This window comes from Micromonospora sp. NPDC051543 (assembly GCF_044454415.1).
Lineage (GTDB): Bacteria > Actinomycetota > Actinomycetes > Mycobacteriales > Micromonosporaceae > Micromonospora.
Map to the genome: position 1 here is coordinate 1 of NZ_JBITDT010000011.1, position 15,998 is coordinate 15,998.

The following is a 15,998-nucleotide window of genomic DNA, read 5'->3' on the forward strand; positions in this document are numbered from 1 at the left end:
CCCTCTATACCGGAGCTCCGCTGCTTCGTCTCCACGACACGCTTGACAGCCCACCGAAACGCCTAACTGAACGGCGTTGCATCTAGATGACTCACCGGCATCAGGCTCATCAGCGTTACCGCCGCCGCTCAGCGCCGCGGTCCCGACCGGCCAGTCGGCTCGCCGATCTGGAGCGCGCGAGCCGTACGCCGGGCCGAACACCACCAGCAGCGCCAGGTCCTCCACCGGCCGCGCCGTCACACCAGTCGTCGGCGTACCCACCAGAGCGACAGCAGGGACAGCGCGACGGTCAACGCGATCAGGAGGCCGAACTCCCGCCATTGCAGGTTCCAGAACTTCGACCCGGGCACGTAGCTCACCTTCAGGCTGAGGTTCTGCTTCTCCAGCCACACCGGGCACGTCTCGTGGTCGCGGGGCGCTTTCGGGCCGCACTGGGTCATGTCGGCCGGACCGCTGAACTCCGCGCCGGTCGAGGTGATCGTGGTGCTCGACACGATCCAGTCGCCCCTGCGATCGGGCTCGACGTGGAGCGTCATCCGCCCGGTGTCGGGGCTCATCGAGATCCCGTACTCACCGTCCACCTCCAGAGGGCTGACCGTGGTGACCGGCTGAGCCAGCCAGGGGCGTACCACGAACGGCGCGGCGACCTGGAGGCCGACCACCAGCAGCAGGGTCACCGCCATCGCGCCGAGGGTTCGCCGTAGCAGCAGCCCGGCGGCGACACCGATCACGAAGGCCAGCGTCGCGTAGCCGATCGGCACGATCCCTCGGGCCGCGAACACCAGCGGATTCATCCGGTCGGCCGAGGCCCCGTCGATCGGCTGCGCCCACTCGGTCAGCGTCAGGCTGAGCAGGCCGGCGCCGAGAGCGGCGGCGCCACCGCCGACCGCGAGCTTGACCAGCAGCCAACGACCCCGGCTGACGGACTGGCTGAAAACCATGCGGTACGTGCCGGACTCCAGTTCCCGGGCCACCAGCGGCGCGCCCCAGAAGATGCCCACCAGGGCGGGTAGCAGGTACAGCGCCCCGATGGCGGCGATGTGGAACTCGCTCGCCCATCGCGGTTGCAGCGCCCGGAGGAAGGCTTCGCCGGCGGCCAGGCAGCCGTCACCCTGGCAGCCGGTGTATCCGGTCTGCGTGGCCAGCTCTCGCACCTCCGCCCAGGTCAGCGTCAGAGCGCCCAGGAGCACCAGCAACAGGGTGCCGGTGGCCAGGGCCGGCATCCGGAACTGCCGCCAGGTCATCCAGATCATCGCTGTCCCTCCAGGACCCGGTCCGGCCGGCTGCCGGTGGCTCCGCTCATGTACGCCAGCACGATGTCCTCCAGGTCCAGCCGATCGACCTGCCACGACGGATCGACGATCGGCGCGGTGCTGCGTACCACCAGGGTCGACTGCACCTCGGTGTGGCTCTGCTCGATCAAGGCGTGCCCCGCGCCCAGGTCGGTGGTCGCACGCCGTTGCCCGACCAGGCGGTGATGGGTTGCGAGCAGGTCGTCCACGTCGCCCGCCACCTGGACCCGCGAGGCGACCAGCACGATCAGGTGGTCGCAGACCCGCTCCAGGTCGGCGACCAGGTGCGAGGACATCACGATGCTCATGTCCTCGTCGGCGGCCAACTCCATCAGCCCCTGCAGAAAGGTGCGCCGGGCGAGCGGATCGAGTGCCGCCACCGGCTCGTCGAGCAGCAGCAGATGGGGCCGCTTCGCCGCGGCGATGGTCAGCGCCAACTGGGCGCGCTGGCCGCCGGACAGTTTGCCCGCCTTCTGCGCCGGGTCCAGGCCGATCTGGGCGATCCGCCGCTCGGCGAGCCCAGCGTCCCAGGACGGGTTGAGGTGGGCGCCCATCCGTAGGTGGTCCGCGACGGACAGGTTGGCATAGACCGGGGTGTCCTGGGCGACGAACCCGACCTGCGCCGACCCGCTGACCGGCCGCGTGCCGAGCACCTCGATTCGGCCCGAGGTCGGACGGAGTAACCCGCAGGCCAGTTGCAGCAGAGTGGACTTGCCTGCGCCGTTGGGTCCGACCAGACCCACGACGTGACCGGACGGAATGTCCAGAGTGCAGTCCTTCAACGCGAAACGCCGGCCGTACCGCTTGCTGAGACCTTCCGCGATCAGCGCGCTAGTCATGCTCGGGCCTCTGAAAAGACCCGAAAGCTGCTGAGGAAGAGCGCCTCGATGCTCTCGTCGTCCAGGCCCGCATCCCGGGCCTCGTTCAGCCAGCGCGTCAGGTCCTGCCGCAGCGGCTCGTGCTTGTCCAGCGAGTCGGCGCCCAGCGTGCGGGTGACGAACGTGCCCAGCCCGGGCCGGGCCACGACCAGGCCCTCGTACTCCAACTCGCGGTACGCCTTGGACACCGTGTTCGGGTTGATCGCGACCCGGGCCACCACCTCTTTGACGGTGGGCAGCTTGTCGCCCTCGTTCAGGACCCCGAGCCGGAGCGCGTGCCGCACCTGTCGGATGAGCTGCATGTACGGCGCAACCCCGGACCGCGAGTCCAGGTGAAACTCGATCACTTCGCCACCCCATTCCACTAGTTGCCTAGCAGAATAGGGCTATGGGGGTCCCTCCGCTACCGAAGACTCGAAACTCGCACCGTGGAATCTCGACCGACCACCCGATGGGTGGAAAGGCTGCCCTTTTGATGCCGTCTCCGTCTTGATTGCTAAATCTGAGTGACTCTCCTGTTTTGCCCAGGAATCCGCCTCACTGTGAGTACGGTGAGGTCGGGCGATCATGCAGCATGCCGCAGCGGTCGAGGCGGGCCGTCACATCTGCCCGCGTTCGGCATCCACTGACCAACGAGGGAGAACAGACATGCGCAGAATCTCGCTACGTCGGCCGAAGGTCATCGCCGCAGCGCTCGCCGCCGCAACTCTGGTGACGGTGCTCGGCTCAAGCACCCCAAGCGTGTTCGCGGACGGCGGCGTGCAACCAACCCCCGACGAGGGGCACCGCACCAGACCAACGATCGTCCTCGTGCACGGTGCCTGGGCCGACGGCTCAAGCTGGAATGGGGAGATCCGCAGACTCCAGGCGCGCGGTTTCGACGTCCAGGTCGCGCCGCAACCCGGCCGAGGGCCGTCGATCGACAGCGGCTACCTGAAGGACTTCCTGTCCACCATCGAAGGTCCCATCGTGCTCGCCGGCCACTCGTACGGTGGCTTCGTGATCAGCGACGCCGCCACCGGCAACAGGAACGTCAAGGCGCTCGTGTTCGTGGACGCCTTCGCGCCGGACAAGGGGGAGACCGTGGAGGAACTCACCGCGGGCTCCGGTTCGATCCTCGAGCCGGCCCTGACCGACCCCACGAGCGTCTTCAGGCTCGTGCCGTTCCCCGGTGCCCCGGAGGGCGCGGCCGACGCGTACGTCCTGCCGAAGGTGTTCATCAAGGGCTTCGCCAACGGTCTGCCCCGGCGGCAGGCGGAGGTGCTCGCCGTGACCCAGACCGCCCTGGCCACCAACGCCCTGGGCGAGCCGGCCACCGAGCCGGCGTGGAAGACGATCCCCGCGTGGGCGGTGGTCGGCACCGAGGATCTGGTCATTCCGCCGGCCCGCCAGGAGGAGATGATGAAGCGGGCGGGGGCCGACATCACCCGGATCGACGCCGGTCACCTGGGCCTGATCTCGCACCCGGACCAGGTCACGAGGGTCATTCTGGAGGCGGCCCGGACGACCGCCTGACGAGGTCTCGTGACATCGGCAGCAGCAGTGGCCGCGTGGGCTGGACCAGCCCACGCGGCCGCTTCCCGACCGGCCGTGGCATCGCGCTGTGCGGTGCCCCGGCCGGCCGCTGTGTCAGTTGGTCGCCTTGGCGGCGGCCTCGATCTGGTTGGTGACCGCACCCGAGTCGCTGACCATGGACAGGTGGGGGGCGTTGATCTGGATGCTGTGCGCCTTGGCCCGCTCGGACATGACGACCTGCTCGGCGGCGGGGATGACGGCGTCCTGCTTGCCGATCACCGACCACGAGGGGATCGTCTTCCACGCCGGCTCGCCGGACTCCTCGACCAGAGCGCCGAAGGCCAGCGGACGCTGCCGGGCGGCCAGCACCGCCACGTCCTTGGCGGGAATGCTCTTGCCGGTGAACGCCGTACCGAAGACCGACGGCTTCACGTACAGGTTGACGTTGCCGGTGTCACCGGGGATCGCGACCTGGTCGAAGACGGCGGACGTGTCGCCCCCGAAAACCGAGCCCGGCACGGCCGAGGTCAGCGAAAAGACGGTGTCGTGCTGGTCCGGGATGTACGCGTCGACGTACACCAGGGCCTTGACCCGCTCGTTGCCCAGGGCGGCATTCGTGATCACCATGCCGCCGTAGGAGTGCCCGACGAGGACGATCGGCCCGGTGATGGTGTCCAGGTACGCGCGAAGACTCGCGGCGTCGCTCGCCACACCCGACAGCAGGTTCGGCGGTACGACCACCCGGTAGCCGTCGCGCTGGAGCTTGGCGGTCACCTTGTCCCAGCTCGACCCGTCCGCCCACGCGCCGTGCACGAGCACGACCGTCGGCTTGGCCGCTGCGGGGCGCGACTGCGTGACGTGGGTCGCCGAGGCCTGCGCGGTGCCGACACCGACACCGGTCAGGGTGAGGACGCCGATGGCCACGCCTACGGAGACGAGGCGACGCCGGAAGGACAATTTCACGGTTTCTCCTTACTGCTGAACGAAATCGAGCAGGGCGGCGTTGACCTGGTCGGCGTGGGTCCAGGCAATGGCGTGCGGCCCGCCCTCGATGACGAGCAACCGGGCATCCCCGACGAAGGCGGGGACCCGCTGGCCGGTCACCCCGATGGGCAGCACGCGGTCCTGGTCGCCCTGGATCACGAGTACCGGCACGTCGACCTTGGCCAGGTCCTCGCGGAAGTCGGTGAGCCAGGTGGGGATACACGCCACCGCGGCGACCGGGGACCCGGCCTCGGCCACGGCCAGACTGGCCTGGAACGCCTCGTCGCTGACCAGTGATCCGCCGTACACGTCGAAGTTGTAGAAGTTCTCCAGGAACTGCTTGAGCCACCCGTTCCGGTCCGCCCGCGCGGCCTGGATGAACCCGTCGAACAACGCCTGCGGCGCGCCTTCGGGGTTGTCCTCCGTCTTCAGCAGGAACGGCGGAATCGGCGACATCAGCACGGCCTTCGCGACGCGCTCGGTGCCGTAGCGACCCAGGTACCGGGCGACGTCACCGGTCCCCATCGAGTGACCCACGAGAATGGCGTCGCGTACGTCAAGTGTCGTGAGGAGCACGTTCAGATCGCTGGCGAACGTGTCGTAGTCGTATCCACCGGCGGGCTGGCTGGAACCGCCCCAACCGCGCCGGTCGTACGTGATGACGCGGTACCCGGCGGCGAGCAGTGCGGCGACCTGCTTCTCCCAGGCCTGCCCGCTGAGCGGGTAGCCGTGGCTGAGCACGACCGGCCTGCCGGCGCCGTGGTCCTCGTAATGGATGTCGATCGAGTCGGCTCCCTCTGAGCCAACGCTGACATGGGGCATGCACACTCCTTGGGCTTGCGTTCCGCGCTGGGAACCCTGCCGAAGGTACGGATGTGTCGGCGTTTCGGAATCACCCGAATCACGTAGTCCCCGGCGTCGTCGGCCGCCCGAAAGACAACGAGCCATGGGCGATGCGGCGGGCCCGGGAGGAGTCGCAGGCTTGGGCTGAAAAGCGAAGCCGCCACCCTTTCGTCTCTAGGATGTCAATCGTGACAATGCCCGACCGCAGGCTCTCGGACGGGCCGCCGTCCCGCTGCGAGTTCAAGGTCTTCGGCGGTATGGGCTGCCGGCGGGATGGTTCGGACGTCGATCTCGGCCCGGTCCGCCAGCGGGTGATCCTCGCCAAGCTCCTCGCGGCCGGCGGTGACGCGGTCAGCCTCGACAGCATCGTCGACAGCGTCTGGGACGACAGACCTCCGGCCAGCGCCGCCAACCAGATCCACCGGCACGTCGGTAACCTCCGCCGGATCCTGGAACCGGACCTGGACGTCCGCGAGACCGGCCGCTTCCTCCTGCCGGCCGGTACGGGCTACCGGCTGATCCTCGCGACCGAGGCATCCGATCTGGCCATGTATCGCGAGCTGGTCCGGCGGGCCCGCGAGGCGCTGGCTGGCGGGGATGCCGTGGCCGGCGTGCGGGCTTACCTGACCGCCCTGGAACTCGGCCGCAGCCCCGCGTTCACCGACCTTCCGGCCGAAGCGTTGCGTTCGGCGGAGTTCGTGGCCATCGAACGGGAGCGCGTCGCGGTGGCGCTCGCGGCCAGCGAAGCCGCGATGGCCCATGGCATGGCCGACGCCGCGCTGACTCCGCTGGTGAGCGTGGCCGCCGCGGCGCCGCTGGACGAGGCGCTGCAGGCGTGCCTGATGCGCGCGTACGTGGCCACCGGCCACCGGGCGGAGGCGGTGCAGGTCTTCGAGCGGACCCGTCAACGTCTCGCCGAGGAACTGGGGGTGGATGCGGGGCCCGAACTGCGGGAGGCGTATCGGGAACTGCTCGCCAGCGGCGGGAGCTCGCAGGACGAGCTGCGTCCGCTGGAGGCGCCCCGGCCCGCGCAGCTGCCGCCGCCGGTCGCGGGCTTCGTCCGACGGAACGACCTGGCCGCGGTGCTCGACGCCCTGCTGGCCGACGCGTTCAGCGACGCGACGATCGTGATCACCGTGCTCGGCGGCATGGGTGGCATCGGCAAGACCGCCCTCGCCGTGCACTGGGCCCACCAGATCGCCAACGAGTTTCCCGATGGCCAGTTGTTCCTCGACCTGCGGGGCCTGGACCCGGACGGACGGGTCATGTCATCGCAGGAGGCGCTCGCCACGCTGCTCGCGTCACTGGGCGAGCCGGCGGTCTCGTCACCGCAGGAGAACGTCGACGCTCAGGCCGCTCGTTATCGCAGTCGCCTCGCCGGTCGTCGCGTTCTGATCCTCCTGGACAACGCCCGTGACTCCGATCAGGTCCGTCCCCTGCTGCCGGCCTCCCGAGGCTGTCTGGTCATCGTGACCAGCCGCCACCGGATGACGAGCCTGGTCACCCGGGAGGGGGCACGTTACCTGCAGGTCGACCGGCTGACCGGGGCCGAGTCCCGGCAGCTCCTGATCAACCGTCTCGGCACCCGCCGCGCCACAATGGACCCGGTTTCGCTGGACAAGGTCATCAGCCTCTGTGCCGGGCTGCCGCTCGCGCTGGCGATCGTCGCCGCCCGCGTGGCGCTCAACCCGGCCCTGCCCATGAGCGCTGTCGTCAGCGCCGTCTCGGCCCCGTCGGCCAGACTCGACGCGTTGTCCAGCGCGGACCCGTCAGACGATGTCCGGTCGGTGTTCTCGTGGTCGTACCGCGCTCTCGATCCATCGGCAGCCCAGGTGTTCCGTGCTCTCGCCGTCCATCCGGGTCCGGGCGTCTCGCTGGAGTCGATGGCGAGCGTCGCCGGGGTCAGTCGGGCCAGGGCCCGCACGCTGCTCACCGAACTGGTGACCGCGAACCTGCTCGACGAGGCCCAGTCCGGGCGGTATTTCCTGCATGACCTGCTGCGGGCCTACGCGGGTGAGCTTCTCGACGAGGATCCAGAGCGGCCGGAGTACGAGCGGCGTCTCGTCATGCACTACCTGCACTCGGCCCGGGCCGCCTACGCGAGGCACCACCGGCAGCCGGTCGGCACCGCCACCGGGACGCCACCGGACGTGACGCCCGAGACGTTCGACAGCGTGTCCCAGGCTGCCGCCTGGTACGCCCGCGAACGGCCAGCGCTGTGGGCGACGATCGATCTGGCCCTCGCGCACGGCCTGGCGAGCGACGCGGCGGCAATGGTCCTCGCGGCCTCGGCGCCAGGCAGCAACTCCATCCCGGCGGGCCGGACGCCGACCGTACTCGCGATCCTCGACCTTGCCGGCGCGCTCGGCGAGCCGCGGATGGAGGCCGAGCTTCTTCGTACCGTCGGTGAGGTCTTCGCCCCGCTGCCACCGGCCGACGAATACCTCCGTCGAGCCCTGGCCATCTTCGAAGGCGCCGGAGACCTCGCCGGTCAGGCCGACGTCCTGCGAAACCTGGCCGTGCTCTCGTCGTCGCGTGGCGACCACGACGCCGCCAACGCGTACGGCGAGCGCTCGGTGGCTCTCGCTCGGCGGACGGAGCGTCAGGAACTGCTCGCCGTCTCGCTGCTGACACTCGCGCGAGCGCGCCTCGGTGCGGGTCGGTTCGACGACGGCGTACGGATCGCGGACGAGGGGTTGGCCATCGCGATGGTGCAGCACCTCGATCACCTGAACGTCCGCTACGCGCAGCTCCTCGCTGAATCGTCCTGGAAACTCGGCCAGCTGGAGCGAGCGGTGACGATCTCGGAGTGGGGACTGGCGGAGAGCGTCAGTGAGTCGAACGGTCCCCGCTGCGCCGTCGCGGCGATCCTCGCGCGTGCCGCGTTCGACCTCGACGACCGGACCCGCGCGGAACAGGGCTGCCAGCGGTTCGAGGGCCTCATCGCCGGCAACGGCTTCCGGGAACTCATCGAGTTCGCCGGCCTCGGGGACGCCGAGACGTACCGAACCATGGTCGCGTACGTCCGGGCCCGGCTGAGTCTGATGAGCGACGCGTCGTGAGCGGGTAGGGCGAGCACTCAGTCTGCACTCGTCGCGCACAGCGGTGCGTTCGGATGGTCGTCGAGACCCCGAACTCTCGCCCGAGGAGCACGATGCACTGCCCCGTAGCCGAGTCTGCCCGCGTTCTTCCAGGTGCGGCACTGACCCCCCGACAGGCACAGATCGCCCTGCTGGTGGCGGCAGGGTCCACCAACATCGAGATCGCGAGACACCTGGTCATCAGCCCCCACACCGTCAAACACCATCTGCGCGGAGTGTTCCACCGGCTGAACGTCGCGTCCCGCCGCGAACTGCGCGGCAGACTGAGCCACCGCCGCACGACCGATCGCTTCGCCCAGAGCCGTCGCCTGACCACTCAGGAGCGCGACATCGCACGCCGGGTCTCGGACGGCGCGTCCAACCGGGAGGTGGCGGCACAACTGTTCATCAGCCCGAGCACGGTGGACTACCACCTCCGCAAGATCTTCCGGAAGCTCGACATCACCTCACGCCGAGAACTGGCCGACCGCCCTCGTCTCTGACGCGACCCGGTGGGAGCGGTCCGATCAGCGGTGCCTCCTTCGTCGCCACAGCAGTCCGGCGCCCACCACGACGAGGACGGCGAGCGCCGCCCCGGCCACGAGGACGGCGGCACCAGGACCGCGCTCGTCCTGCGCGGACGCGGCGTCGGTCACCGGGCTGACGATCGGCGCGGCGCTGGAGTCGGGGTCGGCCACCGTGAACGGGTACGAACCCTGCGCCGGGTGCCCGTCGGTGGAGACGACCCGGTAGGCGACGGTGTACGTCCCGTTGGGCAGCGCTCCGGTGACCTGGATCGATCCCTTCGCCCCGCTGACCACCGCGTCGCCGGTGGGGACCTTCCGCCGGGCGGCGTCGGTCAGCACGATGGTGGCGAACGCGGGGTCGAGCCGCTGACCGAATTCGAGCACGATCTCGGTGGGCGCGCTGGACAGGGTCGACTCCTGGACCGGTGCCGCCGACCGCAGGGTGTTGTGCGCCCATGCCGGGGTGGCCGGGACGAGCGTTGCCACGACGACGGCGAGCACCGCCGCGACGAGCCGTACGGCGATGGGCCCCGATGGCGCCGCGGTCACGGCAGGACTGCGGTCGACGCGGCTCATCCCAGCACCTGCTCGCCGATCCAGCCGCCCGGCGGGCAGCCGGGCGGGACGGCGAAGACGGCGGATCCGATCGGTGTGGTCCATTCGTTGAGCAGGTCCCGGTCCGCCAGCCGGCGTTGGATCGGCAGGAACTGCCGGGCGATGTCGGCCTGGTACGAGGTGAAGATCAGCCCGGCGTCGGCGTGGCCGTCGGCGTTGGGGATGCCGTCGTAGTTGTAGGGCCGGCGCAGGATCTTGAGCCGGTCATCCGTGACGTGCGCGCGGGTCAGGTGGGAGAAGTCGGGGATGACGGTGAGCCCGTCGGGGCCGGTCGCCGCGAAGTCGGGTTCGTCGTGTTCGGCGCTGCCGCTGAGCGGGGCGCCGGTGTCGAGGCGTCGACCGACGGCGAGTTCGCGGTCGGCGCGGCCCAGCAGGTCCCAGGTCTCCAGGTTCATGCTGATGCGTCGGACGACGAGGGTGGTGCTGTCGCGCAGCCATGCCGGGCCGTCGGGTACGAAGACCGCTGCGTCCATCGGCGTGCCGGGGCGGGGGTTGGCGGTGCCGTCGAGTTGGCCGAAGAGGTTGCGTTGGGTGTGGCCGCTCGGCTCGACTCCCGGACTACGGCGAAAGCCCTGCTGGACCCATCGGACGGTGGCGAACGGCCGGCTGTCCTTGAGCAGCACCCGCTGGGCGTGCGCGACGGTGATCGCGTCGTCGGCGCAGAGCTGAAGGAGCAGGTCGCCGCCGGACCAGGCCGGTTGGAGCCGGTCGACGCGGAACGCGGGCAGGTCGGTGACCGAGGCCGGTCGCCGGTCGTCGACACCCGCGGCGCGGTAGAGGCCCGGTCCGAAGCCGAACGTCACGGTGAGGCGGGCGGGAAGGAGTCCGAGTTCGGCCTCGGTGTCGGCCAGGGCCGGTTGCCCCTGGGTGAGTCGGGCCGCGTCGTCGGTGAGCAGCCGCAGCATCCGGCCCAACGCGGCCCGGTCGACGCCGGCTTGCAGGGTGAGGGCCACGAACGACGCGTGGGCCTGCGGTTCGGTCGCCACCCCGGCCTGTCGGGGTCCGTAGAAGGGCTCGACCAGGCTTCCGACGCTCGCCACCGGCGTCGCGTCGGCCACCTGCCCCCCACCTCGTCCGGTGCGGGTCGTGGCGGAGGCGGCGGCCCCCGTGAGTGCTCCTCCGGCGGCCAGTGTCCCACCGGTGAGCAGACCACGCCTGCTCACCGGGCGGACCGGCGACACGCCGGTCACGATGCCGGGCTCATGCTCATCTCCGGCGTGGCGCTCATGCCCGGCATGGGCTCGCCGTGCCCCGGCGCGTAGCTCTCCTGAGCGCCGGTGAAGGGCTTGGCCACGGCGGTGAACTCCTGGGTCCTGCCGTCGGCAAAGGTGAGGGTGACGGTCAGTTGATCCCCGGCCCGGACGGGCCGGGCGAGGTTCATGAGCATCAGGTGGTCGCCGCCGGGCTCCAACGCATGGCTGCCCTTGGCCTTGATGACGATGCCGCCCTGCTTCTGCCGCATGACCATCTTGCCGTCCTTCATGGTCATCTCGTGCAGTTCCATGGGTGAGGCGGAGGTCGCGACGCCGGTCAGCGTGACGTCGGTGTCCCCGTCGTTGACGAGGGTCCCGAAGGCCGCCGTCATGCCCTTGTCGGCCGCCTTCACCCACGGGTCACGGACCGTGACCACAGCTGCAGGGGCGTTGGCGGACATCGACGGGCTCGGTGGCGCGGCCGATGACGAGTCGGACGATCCGCATCCGGTGGCACCGGTCGCCAGGAGCGCGGCGGCGACGGCGAGAGCGACGGCCGAGCGTCGATGTGAACCGAAAGGGCTGGTGGTGCGCATGAATTCGTCCTCCGATGGTTGCTGCTGCTCGTTGGTCGGTCGCCGCAGCAGGAAAGTTCCGGTGCGCGTCACCGATCGGAGTGGAGGGATCTTCGGCACGCGTTTCGTTCCGGCTCGCGCCAGCGCCGTCGTGGGTCGGTGTCCGCGATGCCGCGCGATCGGACCCGAACGACGCGCGCCGCCCGGGACCGAACCCGGGCGGCGCGTCTGCGACAGGTGGCGGGCGATGCCCTAGGTACGCGTGCTCCACTGCTGGTTGGCGCCGCCGTGGCAGGCCCAGAGGTGCAGCTGCGTCCCGTTGGCCGTGCCGGAACTGACGGCGTCGAGGCAGAGCCCCGACTGCGCGGAGGTGATGGTGCCGTTGGAGTTGACGTTCCACTGCTGGTTCGACTGGCCGTTGCAGTCCCAGATGATGACCGCGGTGCCGTTGCCGCTGCCGCCTCCGCTGGCGTCCAGGCACTTGTTGCCGTAGACGGTCAGGGTGCGGTTGGCGGTCCGGGTCCATCGCTGGTTGGCGCCACCGTGGCAGTCGTACAGCTGTGCGCGGGCGCCGTTGGTCATGCTCGAGTTGGGAATGTCGACGCAGCGGCCGGACTGGCTGCCCACGATCAGCAGGTTCTGCTGGCTGGGCGGCGGGGTGGACGGCGGGGGCGTCGACGGCGGGCCAGTGGTGGGCGGCGCGCCGCCGCCGAACTGCGCGAAGAAGTTCCACACCTCCTGCTTGACCCAGCTCCGCGCGCCGCTCTCACAGCCTGCACACCCGTCCACCGGGCCCTGCTGGTGGCCGCCGTCGAACGCGGCCCAGAGCACCGGATATCCGGGCTGGCAGGAGTAGGCGGTGGTGATGTGGGTCCGGCTGCCGGCCGCGGGCTCGGGTGGGTTCTGCGCGGCGCATCCGTTGTTGCGGACGAACCTATCCCGCAACGCCCGGCCGTTCGGGATGTTGTCGTTGATGCCGTGGATCCCCAGGTACGCCACGGGCTGGGTGCCGCCGCTGCATCCGCTGATCGCCCCCGGAGCCGCGATGGCCGCGACCGCGCGGAACACCGTCGGCCGGGAACACGCCAGCGAGTAGCTCATCGCGCCGCCGTAGCTGAACCCGACGGAGAAGAGTTGCGTCGTGTCGACGCAGAGGGCGTTCTCGATCACGCGGACCATGTCGTCGGTGAAGGTGACGTCCTCACCGTTGGCGTTGCCCCAACCGTTGTTGAGGCCCTGCGGGGCGACGAAGATCGTGGTGTTGTTCGCCTGGGAGAGCATGCCGTAGTAGGCCCACGGCGCGCCGTCGGTTCCGCCCGACGCGACCTGGCTGGCGGTGCCGCCCAACCAGTGGAAGCCGAACGCCAGCCGGTGGGCGTAGGTGTTGTTGTAGCTGTCGGGTAGCCGGAGGATGAAGCTCCGGCTCTTCCCGCCGCTCTGGATGGTGTGGGTGCCGCTGGTCAACCCCGGCGCCTTGCCGCAGCCGGCGGTGCTGGCCGCGGCTGCTGGAGCGACGGTCGTGACGACGTACGTTCCGATGGCGATCAGAACCAGGACCGCCATGGCTGCCCCGATCCAGGGGGCGGACAGTCTGCGAAGTGGCACAGCTGGATCTCCTTGTTCGGGTGGATGAACATCCGTCTGCCGTGCGACACCCCGGCTGCTCGGCACGAGATCCATGCGCGGCGCGGGGTGTGCCGTGACGAGGGCCGGCTCAACGCCACCGGTCCTGCGGCCCGTGCGGGACACCGGTGGTCGTCGAATCGTCGGTGGCCCACAACGTTCGCCCGAACACCACGCGACCGACCGTCGGAGGGTGCCGGAGCACCAGATCCGAGGGTCGAACCGATTCGACTCGACGCTAGATCAAACAGTTAGGAGTGTCAATGTCTGAGGATCCGATTCCGGTCACGCGCGGACCGGATCCCCGTCGGAGGCGAGGGCCACCTCCACCGCGTCCGCTGCCGCTCGACGCCCGCCCGCCGCCCGCACCGTCGCCGACGCGGTACGCAGACGCTCGCGGATCGTCGGATCGTGCGTGAGGTCGCGGATGCCGGCCTCGACGTCGCTGCTCGGACCAGCCCCGTTCGACATGGTCACCCCGAGACCGAGAGCCTCGACCCGTGCCGCGACGACGTGCTGTTCGCTGGTACGCGGCGCGCACACCATCGGAACGCCGAACCAGAGGGCCTCCATGACGCTGCCCATCCCGGCGTGCGTGACGAACAGGTCGGCCTGCGCCAACGCGGCGAGCTGGTCGACGTGCTCGTGGACTTCGACCCGGTCGGGCAGCGTCCCGAGATCGGCGATCGGGAGCCCGCCGGTGGACACGAGCACCCGGCGGTTGGGCGCCGCGGCGGCCGCCGCTCGGATCAGTGGCCGTAGCGCCTCGGGCTCGGCCGCCGCGGTGCCCGCGCTCACGTACAGGAGGCGCTCGTGCACTGCCGGTCCGGTGCCGAGCCGCGAGCGCAGGCACGGTCCGACGAAGTGGTGGTCCGAGCCGAAGCCCTCCCCGTTCCACTGAAACCAGCGCGGGAGGAACGCCATCGATCGCCGCTCGCGTGCCTCGGCCAGGTCGCGTACGGTGCCGCGCTCCAGTCCCCAGCGCGCGGAGAACTGGTCGAGCTGGTCCTGCAACGGGGTGAAGGCGGGGTGTGCCGGGTCGAGGACGCTCGTCTGCCCGGTGGCGGCGGCCAACGACCACGCCGGCCCCTGCGCGAAGGACGGAAACATCGCCACCGCCGGCCGATTCAGCAACTGCGCCAGCGCACGGCCGGCCGGATGCGCGGCCCGATCGTAGAGCAGGACGTCGGGAACGTCGCCGCGCAGGACGGGGATGATCTGGGGTACCACGGCGGCTGCTTCCGCCACGAGCACGAACGGGAGCCACACCGCGAAATCGGCCGGCGGCACCGCCGACGACGGGCGCGTGACAAGCGTGGACTCGTACGTCACGACGTCCGCGCCGGCACGTCGCGCGGCGGGTGCCGCGACGTCCGGGGCGAAACAGGTGACCCGGTGCCCGCGGGCCCGCAACTCCTCGATGACGTCGAGGACGGGCAACAGGTGACCAGTGGCCCCGACGGCGAGGACGGCGACGTGCGCACCGGCCTTCGTGCTCACGCGCGCAGCCCGTGCCGGGCGGTGTACCAGAAGAACCAGGAGAGCAGGCCGGCGAGCATGACGACGTACTGCACGTTGGTGACCGTCGCGACCGCGTCCAGGTCGATCACTGACGCGATGGCGACGCGGACCACGGCGTCCAGCATCAGCACGACGCCGACCACCACACTCACCAGGCGCAGGCGGCGCCGGAAGACCGGATCGTCGGTCCAGCGCCGCTGCCACGCCGCAGCGCCAGCATCACCGACCTTTGCCGTGGCGATGGCCGTGCCGAGGTGGAGCATGAACGGCCGCTTCATGGCCAGCGACAGCAGCACCCACGCACCGAGCAGACCGGTGAGCCAGCCGTCCTTGACGTACAGCAGCCGCGCGTCCCCGGTGACCACGCTCAGCGCGCCCCCCGCCAGGAAGAGGCTGACGACGACAAGGCCGGCGACGTCGACCCGCCGGCTGCGGGCGGCGACCAGGACGGCGTTCGCCGCCGGAACCGCCCCGGCGGCGAGGGTGGCCGCCAGCACGCCGGCGCCCAGGGCGCGAAGCGCGTAGTAGACGAGCAGGGGCAGGACCACGTCGACGACGATTCGTCCGACCAGAGCGCGGCGCGCGTCCTGTCCCGGACGCCCGGCGGCAGTCGGCGTCGGCTGGGTGTCGTTCCTGACCGGCCTCACCGAAGCACCTCCCCGCGATCCATCGTGGCCGGTTCGGCGGCGATCGCTCGGTCGAAGAGCGCGCACAACTCCTCCGCGTAGGCGGCCAGGTCCAACCCTGCACCGCTGGCGAACCGCTCGACGGCGGCGTCGACGGCGGCGCGGACCGTCACCGCCATCACCACCGGGTCGAACGTGCGCAGTTCCCCGGACTCCTGGCCGGCGACGAACAGGTGCGCCAGCAGCATCACCGGTACGTCCTCGCGGACGTCCGCATCCGCCGTGTCCCTGGGCAGGTTGCGGACGATCTCGACGGCCGCGCGGGCGTACGCCGGTCGTTCGCCCAGGAAGCGGAAGTTCGAGCGGAGGTACGCGGCGAGCTTGCCGCGTGCCGTCGACTCAGCCTCGATCGCCGGGACCATGACCTGTTGCGCCCGGTCGACGATGTGGCGCAGCGCCGCGGCGACCAACTCCTGCTTGGTGTCGTAGTGGTACGTGATGAGCCGCGTGCTGCTGAGTCGCGCCGTCTCGACGATCCGCGCGAACGTCGCCCCCGCGTAGCCGTGTTCGGCCAGCAGCTCGACGAACGCCTCCAGAATCTGCGTCTTTCGATCGACCTCCGGTGTTATCTGCATAGATAAAAGTTCAGCAGAAGGTCGACTTCCCGTCAAGCGCGTAAGGATCGGTGCGACGCGGGCGGAACACGGCAGAGCCTCCCCGGCGACG

Annotated in this window: 15 protein-coding genes; 3 read left to right on the forward strand and 12 right to left on the reverse strand. The window is 70.3% G+C overall.

Annotation, left to right across the window (positions count from 1 at the left end):
- Positions 1–236: 236 nt before the first annotated feature.
- From ACIA3K_RS20680 to ACIA3K_RS20690, 3 genes are read right to left on the reverse strand one after another with little or no spacing between them, the layout of a single operon-like run.
- Positions 237–1,253: a hypothetical protein gene (locus ACIA3K_RS20680; protein ID WP_396802967.1), complete on the reverse strand. Its 1,017-nt coding sequence runs from the start codon at positions 1,251–1,253 to the stop codon at positions 237–239.
- Positions 1,250–2,131, reverse strand: coding sequence for an ABC transporter ATP-binding protein (locus ACIA3K_RS20685; RefSeq protein ID WP_396802968.1), 882 nt, complete (start codon positions 2,129–2,131; stop codon positions 1,250–1,252). The genes ACIA3K_RS20680 and ACIA3K_RS20685 overlap by 4 nt, the downstream gene beginning before the upstream one ends.
- Complete coding sequence (locus ACIA3K_RS20690) at positions 2,128–2,517, reverse strand: GntR family transcriptional regulator (RefSeq protein ID WP_355047873.1); 390 nt, start codon at positions 2,515–2,517, stop codon at positions 2,128–2,130. The genes ACIA3K_RS20685 and ACIA3K_RS20690 overlap by 4 nt, the downstream gene beginning before the upstream one ends.
- Before the next feature lie 301 nt (positions 2,518–2,818).
- On the opposite strand from ACIA3K_RS20690, the gene ACIA3K_RS20695 reads away from it, so the two are divergent.
- Positions 2,819–3,685: an alpha/beta fold hydrolase gene (locus tag ACIA3K_RS20695; RefSeq protein ID WP_396802970.1), complete on the forward strand. Its 867-nt coding sequence runs from the start codon at positions 2,819–2,821 to the stop codon at positions 3,683–3,685.
- Positions 3,686–3,799: 114 nt separating this feature from the next.
- Here the strand turns inward: ACIA3K_RS20695 and ACIA3K_RS20700 are convergent, their stop codons facing one another.
- Positions 3,800–4,648 (reverse strand): alpha/beta fold hydrolase, encoded by an 849-nt coding sequence (locus tag ACIA3K_RS20700; protein WP_396802971.1) that lies wholly within the window; start codon positions 4,646–4,648, stop codon positions 3,800–3,802.
- 9 nt (positions 4,649–4,657) lie between these two features.
- Positions 4,658–5,491, reverse strand: coding sequence for an alpha/beta fold hydrolase (locus ACIA3K_RS20705; RefSeq protein WP_396802972.1), 834 nt, complete (start codon positions 5,489–5,491; stop codon positions 4,658–4,660).
- A gap of 215 nt (positions 5,492–5,706) precedes the next feature.
- Between ACIA3K_RS20705 and ACIA3K_RS20710 the strand changes: the two genes are divergently transcribed.
- On the forward strand, positions 5,707–8,574 hold the full coding sequence (locus ACIA3K_RS20710; protein WP_396803298.1) for a BTAD domain-containing putative transcriptional regulator: 2,868 nt from the start codon (positions 5,707–5,709) through the stop codon (positions 8,572–8,574).
- Between the two features lie 53 nt (positions 8,575–8,627).
- The gene (locus tag ACIA3K_RS20715; protein ID WP_396802974.1) at positions 8,628–9,095 is read left to right on the forward strand and encodes a LuxR family transcriptional regulator; all 468 of its coding nucleotides are present in this window, start codon (positions 8,628–8,630) and stop codon (positions 9,093–9,095) included.
- Between the two features lie 24 nt (positions 9,096–9,119).
- On the opposite strand, the gene ACIA3K_RS20720 is transcribed toward ACIA3K_RS20715, so the two are convergent.
- From ACIA3K_RS20720 to ACIA3K_RS20750, 7 genes are all read right to left on the reverse strand, one after another.
- Positions 9,120–9,695 carry a copper resistance protein CopC gene (locus tag ACIA3K_RS20720; RefSeq protein WP_396802975.1) on the reverse strand — a complete coding sequence of 192 codons (576 nt, stop codon included), beginning with the start codon at positions 9,693–9,695 and terminating at the stop codon, positions 9,120–9,122.
- Positions 9,692–10,897 (reverse strand): Dyp-type peroxidase, encoded by a 1,206-nt coding sequence (locus ACIA3K_RS20725; RefSeq protein ID WP_396803299.1) that lies wholly within the window; start codon positions 10,895–10,897, stop codon positions 9,692–9,694. The genes ACIA3K_RS20720 and ACIA3K_RS20725 overlap by 4 nt, the downstream gene beginning before the upstream one ends.
- Positions 10,898–10,920: 23 nt before the next feature.
- Positions 10,921–11,523: a copper chaperone PCu(A)C gene (locus ACIA3K_RS20730; RefSeq protein ID WP_396803301.1), complete on the reverse strand. Its 603-nt coding sequence runs from the start codon at positions 11,521–11,523 to the stop codon at positions 10,921–10,923.
- Positions 11,524–11,754: 231 nt separating this feature from the next.
- Positions 11,755–13,107: a ricin-type beta-trefoil lectin domain protein gene (locus tag ACIA3K_RS20735; protein ID WP_396802977.1), complete on the reverse strand. Its 1,353-nt coding sequence runs from the start codon at positions 13,105–13,107 to the stop codon at positions 11,755–11,757.
- A gap of 303 nt (positions 13,108–13,410) precedes the next feature.
- Positions 13,411–14,625: a nucleotide disphospho-sugar-binding domain-containing protein gene (locus ACIA3K_RS20740; protein WP_396802978.1), complete on the reverse strand. Its 1,215-nt coding sequence runs from the start codon at positions 14,623–14,625 to the stop codon at positions 13,411–13,413.
- Entirely contained in the window at positions 14,622–15,293 is a 672-nt protein-coding gene (locus ACIA3K_RS20745) for a VC0807 family protein (protein WP_396802979.1), read from the reverse strand. The genes ACIA3K_RS20740 and ACIA3K_RS20745 overlap by 4 nt, the downstream gene beginning before the upstream one ends.
- Positions 15,290–15,907 carry a TetR/AcrR family transcriptional regulator gene (locus ACIA3K_RS20750; protein WP_396802981.1) on the reverse strand — a complete coding sequence of 206 codons (618 nt, stop codon included), beginning with the start codon at positions 15,905–15,907 and terminating at the stop codon, positions 15,290–15,292. The genes ACIA3K_RS20745 and ACIA3K_RS20750 overlap by 4 nt, the downstream gene beginning before the upstream one ends.
- Positions 15,908–15,998 lie beyond the last annotated feature (91 nt).

Bases quoted from the DNA above. Each gene is read 5' to 3' on its own strand.
- ACIA3K_RS20710 (WP_396803298.1), top strand. From the start codon at position 5,707: ATGCCCGACCGCAGGCTCTCGGACGGGCCGCCGTCCCGCTGCGAGTTC.
- ACIA3K_RS20715 (WP_396802974.1), top strand. From the start codon at position 8,628: ATGGTCGTCGAGACCCCGAACTCTCGCCCGAGGAGCACGATGCACTGC.
- ACIA3K_RS20720 (WP_396802975.1), bottom strand. From the start codon at position 9,695: ATGAGCCGCGTCGACCGCAGTCCTGCCGTGACCGCGGCGCCATCGGGG.
- ACIA3K_RS20695 (WP_396802970.1), top strand. From the start codon at position 2,819: ATGCGCAGAATCTCGCTACGTCGGCCGAAGGTCATCGCCGCAGCGCTC.
- ACIA3K_RS20730 (WP_396803301.1), bottom strand. From the start codon at position 11,523: ATGCGCACCACCAGCCCTTTCGGTTCACATCGACGCTCGGCCGTCGCT.
- ACIA3K_RS20685 (WP_396802968.1), bottom strand. From the start codon at position 2,131: ATGACTAGCGCGCTGATCGCGGAAGGTCTCAGCAAGCGGTACGGCCGG.
- ACIA3K_RS20750 (WP_396802981.1), bottom strand. From the start codon at position 15,907: ATGCAGATAACACCGGAGGTCGATCGAAAGACGCAGATTCTGGAGGCG.
- ACIA3K_RS20705 (WP_396802972.1), bottom strand. From the start codon at position 5,491: ATGCCCCATGTCAGCGTTGGCTCAGAGGGAGCCGACTCGATCGACATC.
- ACIA3K_RS20680 (WP_396802967.1), bottom strand. From the start codon at position 1,253: ATGATCTGGATGACCTGGCGGCAGTTCCGGATGCCGGCCCTGGCCACC.